The following is a 20,257-nucleotide window of genomic DNA, read 5'->3' as shown; positions in this document are numbered from 1 at the left end:
TAAGTTTACACTTACGCGGTTTTTTTCGACTTATGCCTACAGCCTATTATTTTTTCACTTTTGCATTGGCAAATGCATCAGCAAAGGCATTACCCATGGCAACATTGCCAAATTCGCGTTTTTGTTTAGGTGCACTTTTCGCTTTCGCAGCTGGCTTAGGTTTGCTAGCTGATGCGGCTTTATTGCTGGTATCAACATCATCGTCTAAACGCATGGTAAAGCTAATACGTTTACGGGCAGCATCTACTTCAACTACTTTTACTTTTACAATATCGCCCGCTTTAACCACTTCACGTGGATCAGAGATAAACTTGTTCGTAATAGCAGAAATATGCACTAAACCGTCTTGGTGTACACCCACATCAACAAAGGCACCAAAGTTAGCAACGTTAGACACTACACCTTCTAAAATCATACCCGGTTTTAGGTCATTAATGGTTTCAACACCGGCTTTAAATTCAGCTGTTTTAAACTCAGGGCGCGGGTCGCGGCCCGGTTTATCAAGTTCTTTGATAATGTCGGTAACCGTTGGTAAACCAAACTTTTCGTCCGTGTAGTCGTTCGCAACGAGCTTGTTTAGGATGTCAGAGTTACCAATTAGGCTGTTAACATCTAAGCTGTTCTTCTCGCAGATACGCTTAACAACTGGGTAGGCTTCAGGGTGAACTGACGAGTTATCAAGAGGATCTGAGCCTGTGCTGATACGTAAGAAACCGGCAGCTTGTTCAAAGGCTTTAGGCCCTAAACGTTCAACTTTTTTAAGTTCAGAACGTTTGCTAAATGAGCCATTCGCATCACGGTAGCTAACGATATTTTGTGCTAACGTTTTGTTTAAGCCAGATACGCGAGTAAGTAATGGCACCGACGCCATATTTAAGTCTACACCCACTGAGTTTACACAGTCTTCAACCACAGATGTTAGCGTTTGACCAAGTTGGCTTTGCGATACATCGTGCTGATATTGACCTACACCGATTGATTTAGGCTCAATTTTTACCAGCTCAGCAAGTGGGTCTTGTAAGCGGCGCGCGATAGACACAGCACCACGTAGTGAAACATCAAGGTTAGGGAATTCATTGGCGGCAAACTCAGACGCTGAATAAACAGAAGCGCCCGCTTCACTGACCATAATTTTATTTAGCTTAAGCTCACTGTTCGCTTTAATCAGCTCTGCAACTAACTTGTCAGATTCACGTGAAGCCGTACCATTACCAATAGCGATTAGCTCAACTTTATGTTGGCGGCATAATTGCTCAAGAGTACGAAGTGATTTATCCCAATGATTTTGTGGTGCGTGCGGGAAAATCGTTTGTGTTGTTAACAGCTTGCCTGTGCTATCGACAACGGCAATTTTACAACCAGTACGCAGGCCAGGATCGAGACCTAACGTAGTACGTGGACCTGCAGGAGCGGCCATTAATAAATCTTTTAAGTTTTTAGCAAAAACGTCAATTGCGCCGGTTTCTGCTTTTTCGCGCATTGCACCTAAAAATTCATTCTCAAGGTGAAAGCTTAACTTAATTTTCCATGCCCATTGCACTACGCCCATTAACCAACTACTTGCAGCAGAATTGCTAACATCTAAGCGATAATGATCGGCAATCATTTGTGCACACACTTGCGCCGGATTTTCTGCGCCAGGCTCTGGGTTGATACTAAGTTGTAAGACGCCTTCATTACGCGCACGCAGCATAGCAAGTGCACGGTGTGATGGTACTTTTTTAAGTGGTTCTTGATGCTTAAAGTAGTCGCGGTACTTTACGCCTTCATTTTCTTGACCAGCGATTACAGTACTTTCAATCTGACCATGTTGTGCGATATGACTACGGAATTTAGCAAGTAGTTTGGCGTCTTCTGCAAAACGCTCCATTAAGATAAACTTAGCGCCATCTAACACCGCTTTATTATCTGCAAAGCCTGCATCGGCATTAATGTAGTCACTTGCTTGTTGTTCAGGGTCGAGGCTAGGGTTGTTAAATAGCGCATCGGCAAGCGGCTCAATACCCGCTTCAATGGCAATTTGTCCTTTTGTACGGCGCTTAGGTTTGAAAGGCAAATATAAATCTTCAAGCTCAGTTTTACTGTCAGCGTTATTAATATCAGCACTTAGCTCAGCAGTTAACTTGCCTTGCTCTTCGATAGTATTAAGGATAAAGCCGCGGCGCTCTTCTAATTCACGTAAATACGATAAACGCTGCTCAAGTAAACGTAATTGCGTGTCATCTAAGCCACCAGTTACTTCTTTACGATAACGGGCGATAAAAGGAACTGTGGCACCTTCATCAAGTAATTTGATTGCAGCAACAACTTGTGGTTGCTGGGCACTTAGCTCAGTTGCTAAGCGTGCAGAGATATTGCTCATGCATAACCCTTTTTAAAAATAGAAAATCAGTAAAACTGAAGATTAATTGCCTGAATAATATCACAATAAGAAGGCCTTAAAAGCACTGCTTTTAAGGCCTGCAAAAATAGTCTTACACAACGCGGGTTTTAACGCTTAGTGCGGGTGATCAACCTGCTGTAATACTTCGCTGAAGCCATTAGCAATTGGGTTGATATTAACAGGAATATGTAATTTTTTAGCAATTTCACGGGCTGAAATCAAACCACAAATTTCATGTTCAGCGCTGGTTACTAAAAGGAACATCATACCTTGGTGTTCCATAGTTTGCAGTGCATCGCCAATGCATGCATAGCTAATACTTTGTAAGCTTACACCAGCTAAGCTGCTAAGTGGTGTCATTACATGCTGCAAAGTAACTTCATTGCGATGTAAATTGAGGCGCTGAGCAAGAATCATGATTTTAGAGCTTTGTAAGTCAGCACTTGAAGTAATACCAATAAGCTTTTCGTCATTATCTACGACTAAAATAAAGTCAGAACAACGACTGCTGGTTTGTTTAAGTGCATCGACAATACTCAAATCATGATGTGCTCGCACAGGGTCTTTGCTTGTAAAGCTATTTAATACTTTTAGCGCTGGAGAAGTTAAGTCGAGGGTTGGTTCGACTTCGTTTACAGTATTAGATAAAGCACCATTAGAAATGTCTTGAAGACGTAATTCTTTGAATTTATTCATTTTGATCACCATACATTTTAATAAAACTGAAATAGAAAATTTGAGTTAATTAAAAAGCAGGTGGTCCTCGCTGGTGCGCGCTATAAACAGACACCTTATTAAAAGGGGGAACATACGAAACAACAGGTGCATCTTGCAGTGGTTGGGCTACATTAGTGATGAACGCAGGAGTATGTTTATCGAGGTCGGTATCTAAGTTAGCAGGGTCCGCACTATCACACGCAATAAAATGAGCAGTTGGCGTAACACTGTCTGAGTGGCTTTCTATATCACTGGCGTAAGATATCAAACTCACACTAATTAATAGTGCGAATACAATGGCATTACTCATTATGCGTTGTATTGCGTTTGACATACTTACTACCTTCTAAAACTCAAGTAATGATTTATCTTGAGTACCTTTAGTTATAGATCACATTTTTAGACTAAACAATCACTAATTAACGCTTTCTGAATTTTCAGGGAAAATTAGTTTGCATCAGGATAAGTTATCTCGTTGATATACCATTCTTTTGCGCCTTCAGGCGTGATCACCGAAAAATCATCATCTACCTGTTTGCCAAGGAGCGCTCGAGCCATAGGTGCATCAATCGAAATGTAATCTTTGCGCTCGTAAATTTCGTCGGGGCCGACAATGCGAAAACGCTTTGTATCGCCTTGTTCATTCTCAATTTCGACCCAAGCACCAAAAAACACTTTACCTGCTTGTTGCGGGTTGTAGTCAACAATTTTAAGATCTGGCATGCGTTTACGAAGATAGCGCACACGTCGATCTATCTGTCGTAAAACACGCTTATTAAACTGATAATCTGCGTTTTCAGAACGGTCGCCCAAGCTTGCTGCCCAAGTCACAATTTTGGTAATTTCAGGGCGCTTTTCATGCCATAAGTAGTCATGTTCTTGTTGTAATTGCTGATACCCTTCTCGGGTTATTAAATTTGTCTTTGCCATTTTATTCAGCCTAAAAAGAAAATCAGCCGCAAGGTATAAAAGTCTTTTACCTTTGTCGAGTCGGATTTTGAAATGTTCAGTAACAATCTAAGCGCGTAATTCGTTTTTTATTCTTAACTTTTTCATTTATATTAATAAGTAACATATTACAAAAAGAATGAAAGTTATGGGACACGAAACGACAAAAGTATTGGTTGTTGATGACGATATGCGCTTACGTAGTTTGCTAGAGCGTTACCTTGTAGAACAAGGCTTTATTGTTCGCTCAGCAGCAAATTCAGAGCAGATGGATCGCTTATTAGAGCGCGAGAACTTCCACTTGATTGTATTAGATTTAATGTTACCAGGTGAAGATGGGTTATCAATTTGCCGTCGTTTACGTCAAAAAGAAAATGACATTCCAATTGTAATGCTTACAGCCAAAGGCGATGAAGTTGACCGCATAATCGGTTTAGAGCTTGGTGCTGATGATTACATTCCTAAACCATTCAACCCACGTGAACTGTTAGCGCGTATTAAAGCAATTTTACGTCGTCGTGCGAAAGAAGTGCCAGGTGCGCCTGCTGCCGAAGAAAACGAAATTAGCTTTGGTGACTTCACACTAAACCTTGCGACCCGCGAAATGAGCCATGGTGATAAAACAATGTCGTTAACCAGTGGTGAGTTTGCGGTATTAAAAGCATTAGTGACTCATCCTCGTGAACCGCTTAGTCGCGATAAACTGATGAACTTAGCGCGCGGTCGTGATTACAGTGCGCTTGAGCGCAGTATCGATGTGCAGGTTTCACGCTTACGCCGGATGATCGAAGTTGATGCCGCTAACCCGCGTTATATACAAACAGTATGGGGCTTAGGCTACGTATTTGTGCCAGACGGTGAAAAATAACAGTAATGGGCATGTTTCCACGTAGTGCGTTTGGACAAACGGTATTTTTGGTTGCAGCCCTGCTGTTAATCAATCAAATTGTCTCTTATATCACGGTCAGTTTTTATGTTGTTAAACCAACTATAGAACAAGTAAACCTGATCCTATCTAAACAGGTGAAAACCGTGTTTATTGAATGGGAAGAAGGGGTTGAGGTAAGCAAGGAAGCCTCAGACAAGTTTTTTGAGATCACCGGCATCGAGGTCATGACCCAGCGCCAAGCAATGAGTCAGGGTTTGGCTGAAACTCGTGAGTACTCAATGTTATCGCGCAGTATGTCGAAAGAGCTCAATGGTTCTGCTCGGGTACGTATTAGCCAAACCGACCCACTTGTTTATTGGGTTGAAGCTCCACAAGCACCGGGTTATTGGGTGCGCGTGCCGCTCACCGGCCTGCAAGAAAACAACCTAAAATTCTTAACCTTTTATTTATCGAGTATTGGCTTTTTAAGTGTGCTCGGTGGTTGGTTGTTTGCCCGCCATCTAAATAGACCTTTAAAAGCACTGCAACAAGCCGCTGTTAAAGTAGGGGTAGGTGACTTTTCTACCAAATTAGAAGAACAAGGTTCTACAGAAGTCATTGAAGTAACCCGTGCGTTTAACCAAATGTCGCGTGGTATTGCAGCTCTTGAGAACGACCGTCGGTTATTAATGGCAGGTGTCTCTCATGACTTGCGCACGCCGCTTACACGAATTCGCCTTGCCACCGAAATGATGTCGGACGATGAAGATTACCTGCGTGAAGGGATCATTCATGATATTGAAGACATGAATGCCATTATCGACCAATTCATTGAATATTTACGCCACCATAAACGTGAAGAGCTTGAGCTAGAAGACTTGAACGCGATTGTGTCAGAAGTTGTCGAAGCTGAACAAAAACATCACCGCACTATTACCTTTAAAGAAAACCCGAGCTTAAGTGAAGTGCCAGTGAGTATGGTAGCAATAAAGCGTGTTGTTACTAATATGATTGAAAACGCAATTCGCTATTCAGATGGTGATATAGAGGTTGAAACCCGCGTGAGCAGTAATAAAAAGTTTGCTATGGTCGTGGTTAACGATCATGGCCCGGGGATCCCTGAAAGCGAACTTGAAACTGTATTTGAACCGTTTAAACAAGGTGATGCCGCTCGCGGTAGCGAAGGCAGTGGCTTAGGCCTTGCGATAATTAAACGTATTGTCGATATGCACGGCGGCCGAGTACAACTACTTAATCGCCCAGAAGGTGGCCTCAGCGCGCAAATCTATTTGCCTTTTTAAAAGTATTTAGCTTTAAGCCTTAAGCTATAAGTTTCAAGCAGCCCGAGTGGGCTGCTTTTTTATGGCAATAAAAAAGCGCGACATCAAATGCCGCGCTCTTTTTACTTGAAGCTTAAACTAACAGCTTTTAGCTTAGATTGCTTTAAAACGAATCGCTGTACCGCCGCTGGTGGCAAGCTTTAACGTTAGCTTATCATCAGCAGTCACTATGCGTTTTTCTACTTTTAAGTCGTAAGGGTTATTTACCCATTCAGCTTTGTCACCGTCGCGGTAGATTTGCGCTTCAAACTTTTTACCTTTATCTAAGAAGTCTAACTTCACTTCTAAAGTGCGGGCTTTTTCGTCTGTAACAGCACCTAGATACCAGTCGTTACCTGAGTATTGATCACGCTTGCGTTCTTTACGTACAAATACAACGAAATCGCCAACTTCACCTTGTAGTGCAATACTTTGTTGCCAATCAGTTGGTACATCCTGAATAAACTGGAATGCATCTGGCTTCGCTAAATAATTACGTGGTAAATCTGCCGCCATTTGAATTGGGCTGTACATTACAACGTATAGCGCTAATTGCTTCGCTAGGGTTGTTTGTGGGCGGTTGGTATCAGCACCTAAACCGTTAAAGCCCATATCAAAAATACCTGGCGTAAAGTCCATTGGGCCTGCAAGCATACGCGTGAAAGCTAGCATTGGAATATGCTCTGGTGGATTCGGCGGTGTACCCCATGCGTTAAACTCTTGACCACGGGCACCTTCACGAGCAATCCAGTTCGGGTATGTACGACGTAGGCCGGTATCTTTCACAGGCTCATGCGTGTTGATACTAATTTTATGTTTTGCAGCAAGTTTTACGTTGTGTAGGTATTCATTAACCATGAACTGACCATCGTGCCACTCTTTGCGTACAATACCATTTTCATCGATACGCTTGATGTTACCACCGTCGGCGACATAACCTGTTTTAACTTGGCTTACATTTGATTTTTCGTATAACGCAAATGCATCTTCCATTTGGTTACGGTAGTTAGTCACGTTACCCGACGTTTCGTGGTGACCGATTAATTGTACGCCTTTTTCTTTGCCGTAACGTGTCAGCTCTTCAATATCAAAGTCGTCATAAGGTTGTGTAAAGCTAAAAACGTCACCGTTATAGAACCAGTCGCCATCCCAGCCAATATTCCAGCCTTCGACTAGCACGCCATCGAAGCCATATTTAGCAGCGAAGTCCATGTAATATTTCGTGTTTGCAGTGGTTGCACCATGAATTTTACCGCTACCCCAAGTATTTTCATTGATGTGCATACCCCACCAAATACCTACGTATTTACCCGGTTTAACCCAAGATACATCACCCAGCTTATTTGGCTCATTTAGGTTTAAGATGATATCTGAGTTGATTAAATCAACGGCTTCATCACCAATTTGAATTGTACGCCAAGGAGTATTAAATGCGCCGTGCTTTTTAACCGCTACACCGTCTGACCAAGGTGTTAAATCGGCTTGGAAGGTACCATCACGACGTTGATTTAACACCATGCCTGCATAATCAACAAGGGCAGCTTCGTGAATACTGATATGCACACCCTCTTTATTTTTTATAGTAAATGGTGTGTGCACAAGTGCTGCTTTATGAAGTGGAGTGGTGTTATAAACATACTCATAACGGTTCCAACCACGAGCTGGTATCCACCATGCAGTTGCATCTGATGAGTCTGTAATAGCAAACTCTGTAAGTTCTTTAGTGATTTCTACATCATCATAGCCAGCTTGTTTTGGTAATTCGTATCGAAAACCTACACCATCATTAAAAGCGCGAAAACGTACCGTAAACGTGCCACCTTGTGGTTGTGGTTTTTTAAAAGTAACAGCGACTTCGTTATGGTTATCAACTACTGTTTGGCGCTCACCCCAAGGTTGCTCCCAGCTGCTTTTTACCGAATCAGTGGTTTGGCTGCTAATTTTGTAACCTTCGCTCATTGCTGGTTGTTGTTTAAAAACAAGGCCTAACGAAGAGTTAGCAATGACTTGTTTACCTGCAAAGCTGATTTCGTAGCTAGGTGTGTGTTGCTCATCTGAGATAGTTACTTTGATCTGCCCATCAGGTGAACTGACGGTTGTGGTTTGTGCTAGGCAAGTACCTGAAAAGGCTGCTAACATTAAGGCAGTTAATCGCATTATTGTTCCTTGGCGGCTTATGGTTATGGATTGTTGTCACGTATTCTCATACATCCTTAAAGCATAAAGTGACTTGCCGGTTAATACGAGAGATCTGCATACGTATTCAACAAAGTGAACGCTGCGATATCAGCCCTGCACCTAAAAAGGTTAAGCAAAATGATAAGAATAACCCTGTTGCTACTATTGTTTAGTCAAAGTTTATTGGCACAGCAAATACAGATAGTTGATAAGCAGAATCAGCCAGTCAAGAATGCCGTGGTTTGGCTCAAAGGTTCAAAACAGCTTGCTGTTGCTGATAGTCACTATACCATGAGCCAAAAAGAACGTGCCTTTGTGCCTCATGTGCTGGCAGTGCCACAAGGGGCAAATGTTGAATTTCCTAACCTTGATTCAATCATGCACCACGTTTATTCATTTTCTAAAACAAAGCAATTTGAGTTAAAGCTTTACCACGATAAACCCGAAAAACCGATTAACTTTGCACAATCGGGGGTTGTTGAGCTTGGCTGTAACATTCATGACTGGATGCTGGGTTACATTGTGGTCGTCGATGGTGGGATTTATGGGCAAACAGATGATCAAGGTATGGTTGAATTAAGCTTACCTGAAAGTAAGTTTACTTTGGCTGTTTGGCATGACCGCTTTAATGATATCAGTACACCAGAAACTATCGAGATAACGAACAATGCAAAGTCGGTGAGCTATCAGTTAAAGCAAAACTTATTACCAAAATTAGAACTAAGCAGTGACGAGTTTGATGATTATGAATAAATGGCAAGCCTTGCTATTGGCGAGTGTTTTTGGGTTGCCTGCAGTGGTATATGCTGAGCATGATGGTCTGGTAACTGTTTCGGCTGTGCGTGGTGACCAACTAGCTAGCTATCAGCGTAAAGGAATTGGCTTATACCGTTATGACCAAGAGCATGATGGTGTTGTGATATCCCAAGCTATGCTGAGTAGTCGTTTTGAGTTAAATAGCGATTGGTCTGCGCACACAGTACTTAACGCTCACCCTGATCCAGAACTAACAGTTGGTTTAACTCAGGCTTATTTGCAATATCAGCCTCTTACAGCTAGTCGTTATAAATGGACAGTGAAAGGAGGTGGCTTTTATCCCAAAATGTCGCTTGAGAACCCGCAAAATGGCTGGATGTCACCTTATAACTACACTAATTCTGCGATTAATACTTGGATTGGCGAAGAAGTGCGGGCCTTTGGTTTAGAGGCAAACATCAAGCGCCCAGGTAGGCAATTTAGAAGTAATCATAGTTTTGAAGGCTTTGCTGCGGTTTTTAAAGGCAACGATCCTGCTGGGACGTTGCTGTCATGGCGTGGCTTTGCTATGCATGACAGGCAGACTACGTTCAATGAACAAATTGATTTTGCTGTTCCACGTTCATTTGAATGGTCGCAGCTAGATAAGCAAGCCGAGCACGTGGAGCCTTTCGAAGAAGTCGATGGGCGCTTTGGCTATTACGTTGGCGCTCATTGGGATTATCAAAAAAAATCACAATTACGTGTCTATTATTATGACAACAATGGCGATCCAGGTGCTTTGAATACCCGTACTGGTCAATATGCGTGGGATACACGTTTTTTAAGCGCGGCATGGTTGTATAAGTTTAATAAGCAAACACGCATTATTGTACAGCTCCTTGATGGTAAAACTGCGATGGGTACAAATCGTGGGGTAGACAATGATTTTTATAGCCATTTTGTTTTATTAAGCCACAAGTTAGACCAGCATCGTCTCACAATTAGGTATGATTATTTCAAGGTTAGCGATCATGATGATTGGCAATTTGATCCTAACCAAAGTCGTGGAGAAGCTTTAACCGCAAGTTGGCGTTATCAACTGTCAACCAAGTGGCAAGTAGGTGCTGAATATTCAGTGCTGAGCAGTGACGCTCAAAACAGACCCGGTATGGGATTTAATGAGCATAACTCGCAGCAGCAATTTCAGCTTTCAGCGAGTTGGCACTTTTAATTTCATACAGTTTTATATTTTTCAGCTAAGATTCAATAAGCATGCTGGTTTCGATTTTTAATTAGGAAAATGTATGAATTTACAAAGCATTCGCGTTAAAAGTTCCCTACCGATTATTTTGTTAGGCATTGCCATTCTTATTCTAATTGCAGGCTACACTTATCTTATCAGTTTGCAAAAACAAGCTGTTGACGCGCAATCAGAACGATTTTTGAATGCGATTTCGGTCGTTGTTAATGCTGATAGAGATATTTACCAAGCAAAGGTTGCCGAGCTTACTCTTGTTACAAGCAGTAACACAGATAAAACTTATCTAAATGAACATCAAGAAAATGCCGAGCAAGTTAAAGAGCGCTTTGGGCAATACTTGTCTTACATGTCACCTTACACCGAGGTAGTCGACCGGTTTAGTCATTTTGATAGCGCATTTGATTCATGGTATTCGGCATCAAAAAACTTTATCAATGACCCACAAAACAGTGAAAAAAAGCAGATTGCTGAACAAACATTTTCAGCACTGAGGGATATTTTAGATAAAGCAGGCGAAGCAGCAGATAAAACATCAAAATCTGAAACTGAGAAGTTAATGGATGGTGTTATCAGCTTTAAAGTTAAACTAATGATAATGATCGCTATCGTTTTACTTGTCGCTGGTTGGTTTAGCTATTATGTACCTCGACAACTCACGAAGCAGATTAACTTTGTGACAGAGCGAATTAATGAGATTGCGTCGGGAGATGGTGATTTAACAGGCCGTATCAATGTAAAAACACAAGACGAGTTTGCAGAACTTGCGACGGCTTTTAACGGGTTTTTAGATAACCTACAACAACTTATCAAAGACATACTTGGACAGGCTAAAGAGCTGCATAATTTAGGTCGTGACCTTGATAATTTTGCTAATCAGAACCATCAAATAAATCAAAAGCTTAGCCAAGCATCTGAATCAATAGTTAGTGCAGTACATGAAATGAGCGTTGCAAGTCGTGAGGTTGCAGGTGTGGCACAAAACTCATCCCATGAAGCTGACAACTCACAGCAACTGGCTAAACAAGGCTTGGCTGCGGTTGATAACTCGAGTCGAAAAATTGTTGCCTTGTCAGATAATATGGAACATGCCAGCCAACGTTCCACTGAACTGCAACAAAGCTCAGACAACATTGCTAAAGTGCTTGAAGTTATTCGCGCTATAGCTGAGCAAACTAACTTACTTGCACTCAATGCTGCAATTGAAGCTGCGCGAGCTGGTGAGCAAGGGCGAGGTTTTGCGGTGGTTGCAGATGAGGTTCGTACCCTAGCAACTCGGACCCAAGAAAGCACTAATGATATTCAAACTATGGTTGAGCAATTTGCAGCCAGTGTTGAGCAATCCTTACAGGCGATTAATAGTGGTAAGCGTTTTGCTGATGAAGCAGTAGAATCGTTTACCCAAACTAACGATATACTTAACTCGATGCAAGAATCATCGGTCAAAGTAAATGATATGGCGATGCAAACAGCACAAGCAACTGAAGAGCAAACTGCTGTGGCAGATGAAATTAGTCAAAACCTGTCTGATCTAAACGATCAAACCCAACATGGAGGCGGGTTAGCGAGTTCAACACAAGAGGTCGCTAACCGTATGAATCAGCTTACTGACGAACTGAATCAGTTAGTTAATAGATTTAAGGTTTAATACAACAAAAAGGGCTCAATGAGCCCTTTTTTCATTTAGTCAAAACGCTTACTTTTTCTCGAAAGCACGTTTCATATAATTAGGTGTGGCTAATGCACCGTGGTGAATACCTGCATTATAGTATTCAGTGCTTTGCGCAAGTTTATTGGCATCATCTTCACGAAAACCAGCGAACGCTTCTGACTTACGAGCAAGCGTTACAGACCATAAACCACTTGGATAAATTGGTTGTGGGAAAGGCAGCGTTTGTAAGTCAACAAAGCCCACTTCAGTCATTGCATCACGCATTTCAACTAAAAGTGGCATGTGCATAAGTGGCGATTCACTTTGCTGAATTAAGATGCCACCCGGGCGAAGTGCAGTTAAACAGCTGGTATAGAAAGCGTGGTTAAATAAACCTTCGCCTGGGCCAACTGGATCTGTACCATCAACAATTACTACATCGATTGATTCTGGCGCTGCTTCGCGCATGTACTTGATGCCGTCATCAAACATCACTGTAGCACGCGGATCTTGATTTGATTCACACAGCTCAGGGAAGTATTTAAGTGACATTTGTGTCACGACTTCGTCGATATCAATTTGCGTTACGTTTTCAACACTTGGGTGTTTTAATACTTCGCGTAAAGTACCGCAGTCACCACCACCAATGATCACAACATTTTTTGGATTTGGGTGTGCAAGCAATGCCGGATGGCTGATCATCTCGTGGTAAAAAAAGTTTTCACGGCTACTTACCATAGTACAACCGTCAATAATCATCAGATTACCGAAGTCAGTTGTTTCGTACATTTCTACTTTTTGAAATGGCGATTGCTGTTCATCAAGCTTCTTAGTAATGCGTAATGAAAAGGCACTACCATCACGGTCACTAATTTCAGTGAACCAGTTATTTTGATCTAAATTAGCCATCTTGCTTATACACTTTTGGTTAATGGTAAAAAAGGGGTGCAATTCTGCCAGTGCTTGGCTAATTGCTCAATCAAATTTTAATCAGTATAGCGAATATTTTTTATCACTTTGGCATACAGCGCAATTTTTGTTAGCGTGGTCAGCCCTAGCGTATTAAAATGTGCGTTTATATTTAATGAATTTACAGAAGACATTGCCATGACTTGGGGTTTAGATAAAGCACGCGAAACATACAATGTTGCTCACTGGAGTGACGGTTACTTTGACATTAACGCACAAGGTGAGCTGGTGGCTTACCCAGATGGCGATCAAACTAAAGCCGCGGTGTCTTTATCTGAACTGACTGAGCAATTTAAAAAGCAAGGTCTTACCCTACCTGTTTTAGTGCGTTTTACCGATATCTTACAAAATCGCGTTGAAACGCTGACTAGCGCATTTACCAAAGCACGAAATGCCCGTGAATACCAAGGTAGTTATACCTGTGTTTATCCAATTAAAGTTAATCAACAGCGTTCTGTGGTCAGTAAACTACTTGCTCACCCAAGTGGTTTAGTGGGCCTTGAAGCCGGCTCAAAACCTGAGCTGATGGCTATTTTAGGTGTAGCACAAGAGCCAATTACCATCGTTTGTAATGGTTATAAAGACAGTGAGTTTTTACGCTTAGCCTGTATTGGCCAAGGTATGGGTCATAAGGTTCATATTGTTGTAGAAAAACTTTCTGAGCTAACTACTCTATTGGCAGAAATTGATGATCTAGGCATCGAGCCATCAATTGGGATTCGTATTCGCTTAAACTCGGTTGGTAAGGGGAAATGGCAGAATACCGGTGGCGAAAAAGGTAAGTTTGGTTTAACAGCAGGGCAAGTGCTATCTGCGGTTGAGCTGCTTAAATCGCGCAATAAACTTCATTTAATGCAACTAGTGCATTTCCACATCGGCTCGCAAATTGCCAATATCCGCGATATTCATCGCGCACTGCGTGAATGTGCTCGTCACTTTGCAGAGTTAACACAGTTAGGCGTACCACTTAATACCGTGGATGTCGGTGGCGGTTTAGGTGTTGATTACGAAGGCTCTGGGTCACGTAGTTCGTGTTCAATGAACTACAGTGTTGAAGAATATGCGCGTAATGTAGTTAATGCGTTTGCTGAAGTGTGTCAGCAACATGACCTTAAACACCCTGCCATTATTACCGAGTCAGGCCGTGCGTTAACAGCGCACCACGCGGTATTAATTACAGATGTTATTGATGTTGAGCGTGCGCCAAACCATGCAAATCCAACGGCGCCAGAGGCAGGCAGTGTATTGGTACTAGATGAAATGTGGCAGTGTTTACAGCGTTTAACACCGCGTATGGCGTTGGAAATTTATCATGATGCAATGCATCTATTCAGTGAAGCCCATGACCAATATGTGCATGGCCTACTCACTATGCTTGAGTGGGCGAAGCTCGAGCAGTTGTATTTCACAATTTTACATCGTGTTCGTGCATCACTTAGTGAGAATGCCCGTTCACATCGAGAAGTGTTAGACGATTTAAACGAGAAACTTGCCGATAAGCTCTTCGTTAACTTCTCATTATTTCAGTCACTCCCCGATGTCTGGGGGATTGGGCAGTTATTCCCTGTCATGCCAGTTGAAAACTTGCATCAGCCATTAACACAGCGCGCCATTATTCAAGACATTACCTGTGACTCAGATGGGCAAATTCGTGATTATGTCGAAGGCACAGGCATAGAGAGCAGCTTACCTATTCCTGAGTACAAGCAAGGTCAGCAATACCATATTGCAATGTTTTTAGTGGGTGCGTATCAAGAGATTTTAGGTGATTTACATAACCTGTTCGGCGATACAGATTCAGTGCATGTTGAGCTTACAGAAGCAGGCTATCAACTGACTAATGCCATTAAAGGTGACAGTGTTAAGGACGTATTAAAGTTTGTTGATTATGATAGCGAGATTCTTGCTGAAAACTTTGCAAAACGGGTCAACTCACTGGCAATTGATGAGCAATCTAAGGCACAATATTTATCAGAACTAAATGCAGGCCTTGCTGGCTATACGTATTTTGAAGATTAAGCGTTAAAGGAATAAGTAGTAATGTCGATGATCCGTTGTGTGTTCAGTTTTTTATTTTACACCCTCAATACCCTTTTTTGGTTTGTGCCTATTTTTATTTGTGGCCTCATAAAGCTTATTCCAATCAAGCCATTGCAAAAATTAATGAGTTGGATTGCTAAGCAATGCGCCACTATGTGGGTGAGTTGCAACAGCATCAACCAAAACATATTTGCTTCATATAATCTGAACGTGACAGGTCTTGAGCAGTTAAAAGCGAAAGACTGGTACTTGGTGATCGCGAATCATCAAAGCTGGGTCGATATCGTTGTTATGCAACGTCTGTTTAATCGCCGTATTCCGTTTTTAAACTTTTTCTTGAAAAAAGAGCTGATATACGTTCCTTTCTTGGGTCTTGCATGGTGGGCGTTGGATTTCCCATTCATGACTCGTACGAGTAAAGCCCAGTTAAAGAAAAACCCTAAATTGCGTGGCAAAGACTTAGAAACCACGCGCAAAGCCTGTGAAAAGTTTAAAGAAATGCCAGTGAGTATTGTTAACTTTGTTGAAGGTACGCGTTTTACTGAGCAAAAGCATTCTCGCCAAAATAGTCCTTTTGAGCACCTATTAAAGCCGAAAGCGGGCGGGGTTGCGTTTGTTATGCAAGCAATGGGTGAACAAATTTCCAAAGTAGTGAATGTAACCATTCATTACCCTGGTGGTATTCCTAGCTTTGTGGACTTTGCTAGTGGTCGAGTAAAGCAAGTCGATGTGCGAGTAGAAGTGATGGAAGTGAGTCCAAATTTGATTGGGGATTATACGGGCGATGCAGAGTTTAGAGTTAACTTTCAAGCTGAGCTAAATCGAATTTGGGAAGAAAAAAATCAACAGTTAGCCGAATTAGAAGCTAAAACGCAGTAGTATTGCTAACGCAGTCGAGAGCACACATATGTTAAAGAAATTTTTACCAAATTGGTTAACAGGCGTTCTAGTTAGTATTGTCTTGTTTGCTAATGTGATTATTTGGGGCACGCTGGTGCTGCTGCTTGGTGTGCTTAAGTTACTACTGCCATTTAAGGTGGTTAGCGATATTCTTCATTTAGCTTATCGCGGTTGGTGTAAAGGTAACCGCTTTGCCTTGTGGTTAGGTTGCCCAGTAATTGAAATTGATATTAAAGGTAAAGTTACTACAGATGGTTGGTACTTACTTATCTCTAATCATATGAGCTGGCTAGACATTGTTGTTCTGAGTGCAATCGATGTTTTACCCGCGCCAAAGTTTTTCTTAAAAGATGAGCTGAAGTATGTGCCATTCATTGGCACTGGCGCATGGGCTATGGGTATGCCTTTTATGAAGCGGGTGAGCAAAGCGCAACTGGCAAAAAATCCTAAGCTGAAAGGGCTTGATGTTGAGCGCACCAAACGTAGCTGTCGTGATTTTCGTAATCACCCAACAACAATCATTAACTTTGTTGAAGGCACGCGCTTTACAAGTCAAAAGCACAGTAAGCAAAATAGTCCGTTTACTTACCTTTTAAAGCCCAAAGCAGGCGGTATAGCATTTGCTCTTGAGGTGTTAGGTGAGCAATTTGATGCATTATTAAATACCTCGATTATTTATCAGGGGGAGGGCGACCATATTTGCCGTAACCTTATGCGTGGCCGTTTAAACGTGATTAAAGTTGAAGTGCAAGTGCAAGCAATTAGCGCAGAGATGATTGGTGATTATCAGCATGACCGTGCATTTAGAACGGCTTTCCAACAACATATTAATGAGTTGTGGTTACAAAAAGATGCTCAGCTACTAACTTATCACCAAGCTCAGCAAGCTGAGTACCTTGCTACCATCAATAAGGAGATTGAAGCGCCATGAAGCAAACTCACCTACAAGAGTTGGTGATGCCTTGGTTTGAATCAATGCCAGACGCGGCGCTAATAAGTGCATTAACCGCTACAGCTATCGGTGTTGGCTCATTACTAATAATTTACATGTTTACCCGTCGCTTATTACTGCCGGGTATTCAAAAGGTTGTTACACGCCTGTCTCCTGAGCGTATTGGTGCGCTCACACCTATGCTCAATAAGTTAAACCGTCGTTTTGCAGGGATATTGTGCTGTGTACTTTATTTAGCGACCTTCGATTATGTTTATCCAGTTCATGATGTCGCTGCATTAGTACTTAAAACGGTGGGTCAAATTGCACTGATCATTTACGGTGGCTTCATTTTAAGTAGTGTGGTGAGCATTGCTGGTGGTATTTATAACCAGCTTGATTTTGCGCGCGATATTCCGATTCAGGGCTTGATCCAAGTTGTAAAACTTATCACCTTTATGGTTTGCGCCATTCTCATTGTGAGCATTTTGCTAGAGAAGTCGCCAACTTATATTTTGTCTGGCTTTGGTGCGATAGCGGCGGTGACCTTACTCGTATTTAAAGATACCATTTTGGGTTTTGTCGCCAGTATTCAAATTGCGGCAAATCGACTAGTAACTTACGGTGATTGGATCCAAGTGGATAGCTATGGCGCAGACGGTGAAGTTATCGACCTTGGTTTAAATACAGTAAAAGTGCGTAACTGGGATAACACGATTACAACCATTCCAACTTACATGTTAGTTGCAGGGTCATTTAAAAACTGGCGTGGTATGCAAGAGTCAGGTGGTCGTCGTATCAAGCGTTCTTTAAACATTGATATGAATAGTATTCGTTTGGTGGATGATGCTTTTCGAGAGCAAATTGATGATGCAATTCCTTTGCATGACTACATACGAGTAGCAAATTTACCTAACCCAGTAACAAATCTTGGCTTATTTAGACGTTATGCTGAAGGTTACTTAAAGCAACATGAAAAAATTAATCGTGATTTAACTTTAATGGTGCGAGAGCTGCAACCAATAAATCATGGTTTACCTATTGAGTTTTATTGCTTTAGTGAGGATAAGCGCTGGATTTCATACGAGCACTTGCAAGCAGAGATCATGGATCATCTACTTGCTGTACTGCCTATTTTTGGGCTTAGACCTTATCAAAGTGTTACGGGTCAGTTGAGCACAAGCGAAGCCCAAACTGGCTTAAAGCCTAGTATCAAGGTAGCTAATCCTCCACGTGAGAAAGCTTAAAGCTGACCAATCAATAAGCTAATCGTAATAAAGCCTAACAAAAGCCACCAAATAGGTGGCTTTGCCATTCTTAGCCATGTAAATGCTGCAATGACTAAAGCTACTTGCCATAGATTTTGCACTGCCGATTGCCAAATCGGTGAATAAAGAGCAGCGGCTAAAAACCCCACTACAGCGGCATTTAGAGCTGCGATACTGCCTGCAAAGCGTGGCTTATCTGCTAACTGTAACCAGCTTTTCATAAAGGCTAACATCAACAAAAAACCCGGTAAGAAAATCAGGATGGTCGCGACAATAGCACCTACAAGTGGAATGCTTGGTGTAACTTGTGCTCCCAAATAAGTAGCGATAGTAAACATCGGTCCAGGTATGGCTTGGGCACTGGCATAAGCCGATAAAAACTGCTCAGTTTCAAGGCTCGGTACACCAGCTTGTAAAATAGGTAACACAACGTGACCGCCACCAAAGACCATAGCGCCAGTTTGATAAAATGGGGCAAACAAAGAAAGCCATTCACCGAAAGGTAAAAAACTAATTAATAACAAGATGGCAAATAAGCCAAGTGGTAACCAAGCAATTTTCACTGATTTTTGCTCTTGGCTTTCAGGGAGTTTAAGTTGTGGATAGCACCAACCTATAGCCGCTGCTGCAATAAGTACTAAAATTTGGCTCGATAATTGTGAGAAAATAATCAATACAACAGTACTTAGCACTGCTATAAGTTTATGTAAGTGGTTTTTGCAAAAGCTCATTGCCATGCTATAGGTTGCATCGGCAACAATCACTACTGCAAAGAGTTTTAGCCCAGCAATTACTGCAAAGTATATATCACCAAATTGATGAGCGCTTAGAGCCAGAAAAAACATGATTAAAAATGAGGGTAGGGTAAACCCAATAAAAGCGCACAGGCCACCCAATACGCCTCCTTTTTCAACCCCCATCGCAAAGCTAACTTGACTCGAACCTGGGCCCGGTAATGCTTGGCTAAGGCTAATCAGTTGGGCATAGCGTTCAGCAGAAAGCCATTTTAAATTATCAACAAAGTGGCGTTTGAAGTAACCAAGGTGTGCTGCAGGGCCACCAAAGCTCATACAGCCTAATAAAAAGAATTGCTTAAATATGATGAATAACATTGATTTGCCAACAGTAATTTTTTTTCAATTATGACAAAATTGTATGACATTTTTGTGGTTTTTATGACACAAGGCCGTCTACAATATACAGAACCAGTGAACGTAGTCATGAGTATCACTATGAAACACTACATTGCAAGTTTGTTGTTATTTTTTTTCAGTGGCTTAGTATCTGCGAACTCTTATGAGAAAGTGTTGGTGGCTGTTGATCATGCGCCCCCTTATGGCATGATTTCTGATGATGGTAAAGTGAGTGGCGCAATTGTTGATATTATGCGTGAAATGCAACCTAGCTTACCAATTAAGTTTGAGTATGTTGCTTGCCCATTTTCTCGTTGTTTAAAGATGCTTGAACAAAATGAGCTGGATGTGATGGGCGGCCTTATTCGCACAGAAGCGCGCGAACAAAAAATGCAGTTTCTTACCCCGCCGTATATGATGCTGTCGTCTTCTTTCGTGTTTTATGCAAAAGCTGATAGCGAGCTTAAAATAAACAATTATCAAGACCTAGTCGGTAAGCGCATTGCGGTAATGCGAGGTGCTGCGCATTTTCCCCGCTTCGACACTGATAAAACCCTCACTAAAATCGAGGCTTTAAGCGAACATAATGCTTTTGAGATGTTATTAAAAAATCGTGTTGATTTAGTGATTGCTGTTGAAGAGACTGCAGATCATGCCTCCGTTTTTTTGCAGCGACCTTCACAAGAAATTGTAAAAATGCCTTATCGCTATAAAGATGTTATTTATGGTCACATTGCCCTAAGTAAACAGTTTGCAAGCTTGAGTTTAGCCGAAAAAATTCAAGAGCGCCTTAATACCTTAGTCCTCAATGGCCGTTTAACAGAATTGGTCAAAAGTTATAACTTACCTCCGGTTACTGCTGTAGCAATCGATAAGTAACCCATTCTTCATAGTTTGTTCATAGACGTTCATTCATAATTGTTAACAATTCAATTTGAATAATTGCCATGGAGAGA

17 protein-coding genes are annotated in these 20,257 nt (G+C 41.8%); 10 read left to right on the top strand and 7 right to left on the bottom strand.

The window, feature by feature from the left end; genetic code table 11:
- Positions 1-46: 46 nt before the first annotated feature.
- The 4 genes from CWC02_RS11815 to greB form a co-directional block, all read right to left on the bottom strand.
- Complete coding sequence (locus CWC02_RS11815) at positions 47-2,362, bottom strand: Tex family protein (RefSeq protein WP_138618432.1); 2,316 nt, start codon at positions 2,360-2,362, stop codon at positions 47-49.
- A 135-nt stretch (positions 2,363-2,497) separates the two neighbouring features.
- On the bottom strand, positions 2,498-3,079 hold the full coding sequence (locus CWC02_RS11810) for a CBS domain-containing protein (RefSeq protein ID WP_054554431.1): 582 nt from the start codon (positions 3,077-3,079) through the stop codon (positions 2,498-2,500).
- 49 nt (positions 3,080-3,128) lie between these two features.
- Complete coding sequence (locus tag CWC02_RS11805) at positions 3,129-3,434, bottom strand: hypothetical protein (protein WP_138618430.1); 306 nt, start codon at positions 3,432-3,434, stop codon at positions 3,129-3,131.
- 113 nt (positions 3,435-3,547) lie between these two features.
- Positions 3,548-4,030, bottom strand: a complete 483-nt coding sequence (gene greB, locus CWC02_RS11800; RefSeq protein WP_054554429.1) for a transcription elongation factor GreB — start codon at positions 4,028-4,030, stop codon at positions 3,548-3,550.
- A gap of 166 nt (positions 4,031-4,196) precedes the next feature.
- Between greB and ompR the strand changes: the two genes are divergently transcribed.
- Both ompR and envZ read left to right on the top strand, forming a co-directional pair.
- Complete coding sequence (ompR, locus tag CWC02_RS11795; RefSeq protein WP_054554428.1) at positions 4,197-4,916, top strand: osmolarity response regulator transcription factor OmpR; 720 nt, start codon at positions 4,197-4,199, stop codon at positions 4,914-4,916.
- Between the two features lie 5 nt (positions 4,917-4,921).
- The gene (gene envZ / locus CWC02_RS11790) at positions 4,922-6,217 is read left to right on the top strand and encodes a two-component system sensor histidine kinase EnvZ (RefSeq protein WP_138618428.1); all 1,296 of its coding nucleotides are present in this window, start codon (positions 4,922-4,924) and stop codon (positions 6,215-6,217) included.
- Between the two features lie 132 nt (positions 6,218-6,349).
- Here the strand turns inward: envZ and CWC02_RS11785 are convergent, their stop codons facing one another.
- Positions 6,350-8,392 carry a glycoside hydrolase family 97 protein gene (locus CWC02_RS11785; protein WP_138618426.1) on the bottom strand — a complete coding sequence of 681 codons (2,043 nt, stop codon included), beginning with the start codon at positions 8,390-8,392 and terminating at the stop codon, positions 6,350-6,352.
- A 159-nt stretch (positions 8,393-8,551) separates the two neighbouring features.
- On the opposite strand from CWC02_RS11785, the gene CWC02_RS11780 reads away from it, so the two are divergent.
- From CWC02_RS11780 to CWC02_RS11770, 3 genes are all read left to right on the top strand, one after another.
- Positions 8,552-9,166: a methylamine utilization protein gene (locus CWC02_RS11780; RefSeq protein ID WP_138618424.1), complete on the top strand. Its 615-nt coding sequence runs from the start codon at positions 8,552-8,554 to the stop codon at positions 9,164-9,166.
- Positions 9,153-10,382 (top strand): hypothetical protein, encoded by a 1,230-nt coding sequence (locus CWC02_RS11775; RefSeq protein WP_138618422.1) that lies wholly within the window; start codon positions 9,153-9,155, stop codon positions 10,380-10,382. Before CWC02_RS11780 ends, CWC02_RS11775 begins: the two co-directional genes overlap by 14 nt.
- Positions 10,383-10,455: 73 nt before the next feature.
- Positions 10,456-12,057 (top strand): methyl-accepting chemotaxis protein, encoded by a 1,602-nt coding sequence (locus tag CWC02_RS11770; RefSeq protein WP_138618420.1) that lies wholly within the window; start codon positions 10,456-10,458, stop codon positions 12,055-12,057.
- Between the two features lie 48 nt (positions 12,058-12,105).
- On the opposite strand, the gene speE is transcribed toward CWC02_RS11770, so the two are convergent.
- Complete coding sequence (speE, locus tag CWC02_RS11765; RefSeq protein WP_054554422.1) at positions 12,106-12,969, bottom strand: polyamine aminopropyltransferase; 864 nt, start codon at positions 12,967-12,969, stop codon at positions 12,106-12,108.
- A gap of 198 nt (positions 12,970-13,167) precedes the next feature.
- Here speE and speA point away from each other — a divergent pair, with 198 nt between their 5' ends.
- From speA to CWC02_RS11745, 4 genes are read left to right on the top strand one after another with little or no spacing between them, the layout of a single operon-like run.
- A complete protein-coding gene (gene speA / locus CWC02_RS11760) occupies positions 13,168-15,048 on the top strand; it encodes a biosynthetic arginine decarboxylase (RefSeq protein WP_054554514.1) in 1,881 nt (626 codons plus the stop codon).
- 21 nt (positions 15,049-15,069) lie between these two features.
- Positions 15,070-15,948 (top strand): 1-acylglycerol-3-phosphate O-acyltransferase, YihG family, encoded by an 879-nt coding sequence (yihG, locus tag CWC02_RS11755; protein ID WP_054554421.1) that lies wholly within the window; start codon positions 15,070-15,072, stop codon positions 15,946-15,948.
- 28 nt (positions 15,949-15,976) lie between these two features.
- Positions 15,977-16,900, top strand: a complete 924-nt coding sequence (gene yihG / locus CWC02_RS11750; RefSeq protein ID WP_138618418.1) for a 1-acylglycerol-3-phosphate O-acyltransferase, YihG family — start codon at positions 15,977-15,979, stop codon at positions 16,898-16,900.
- Entirely contained in the window at positions 16,897-18,147 is a 1,251-nt protein-coding gene (locus CWC02_RS11745) for a mechanosensitive ion channel family protein (protein ID WP_054554419.1), read from the top strand. The genes yihG (CWC02_RS11750) and CWC02_RS11745 overlap by 4 nt, the downstream gene beginning before the upstream one ends.
- On the opposite strand, the gene chrA is transcribed toward CWC02_RS11745, so the two are convergent.
- Entirely contained in the window at positions 18,144-19,280 is a 1,137-nt protein-coding gene (chrA, locus tag CWC02_RS11740) for a chromate efflux transporter (protein ID WP_138618416.1), read from the bottom strand. The genes CWC02_RS11745 and chrA overlap by 4 nt on opposite strands.
- Positions 19,281-19,400: 120 nt before the next feature.
- Here chrA and CWC02_RS11735 point away from each other — a divergent pair, with 120 nt between their 5' ends.
- Positions 19,401-20,180, top strand: coding sequence for a substrate-binding periplasmic protein (locus tag CWC02_RS11735; protein WP_171043843.1), 780 nt, complete (start codon positions 19,401-19,403; stop codon positions 20,178-20,180).
- Positions 20,181-20,257 lie beyond the last annotated feature (77 nt).

This window comes from Pseudoalteromonas sp. S2721, assembly GCF_005887425.1.
GTDB lineage: Bacteria > Pseudomonadota > Gammaproteobacteria > Enterobacterales > Alteromonadaceae > Pseudoalteromonas > Pseudoalteromonas simplex.
This window is presented reverse-complemented; position numbering and strand designations above follow the sequence as displayed.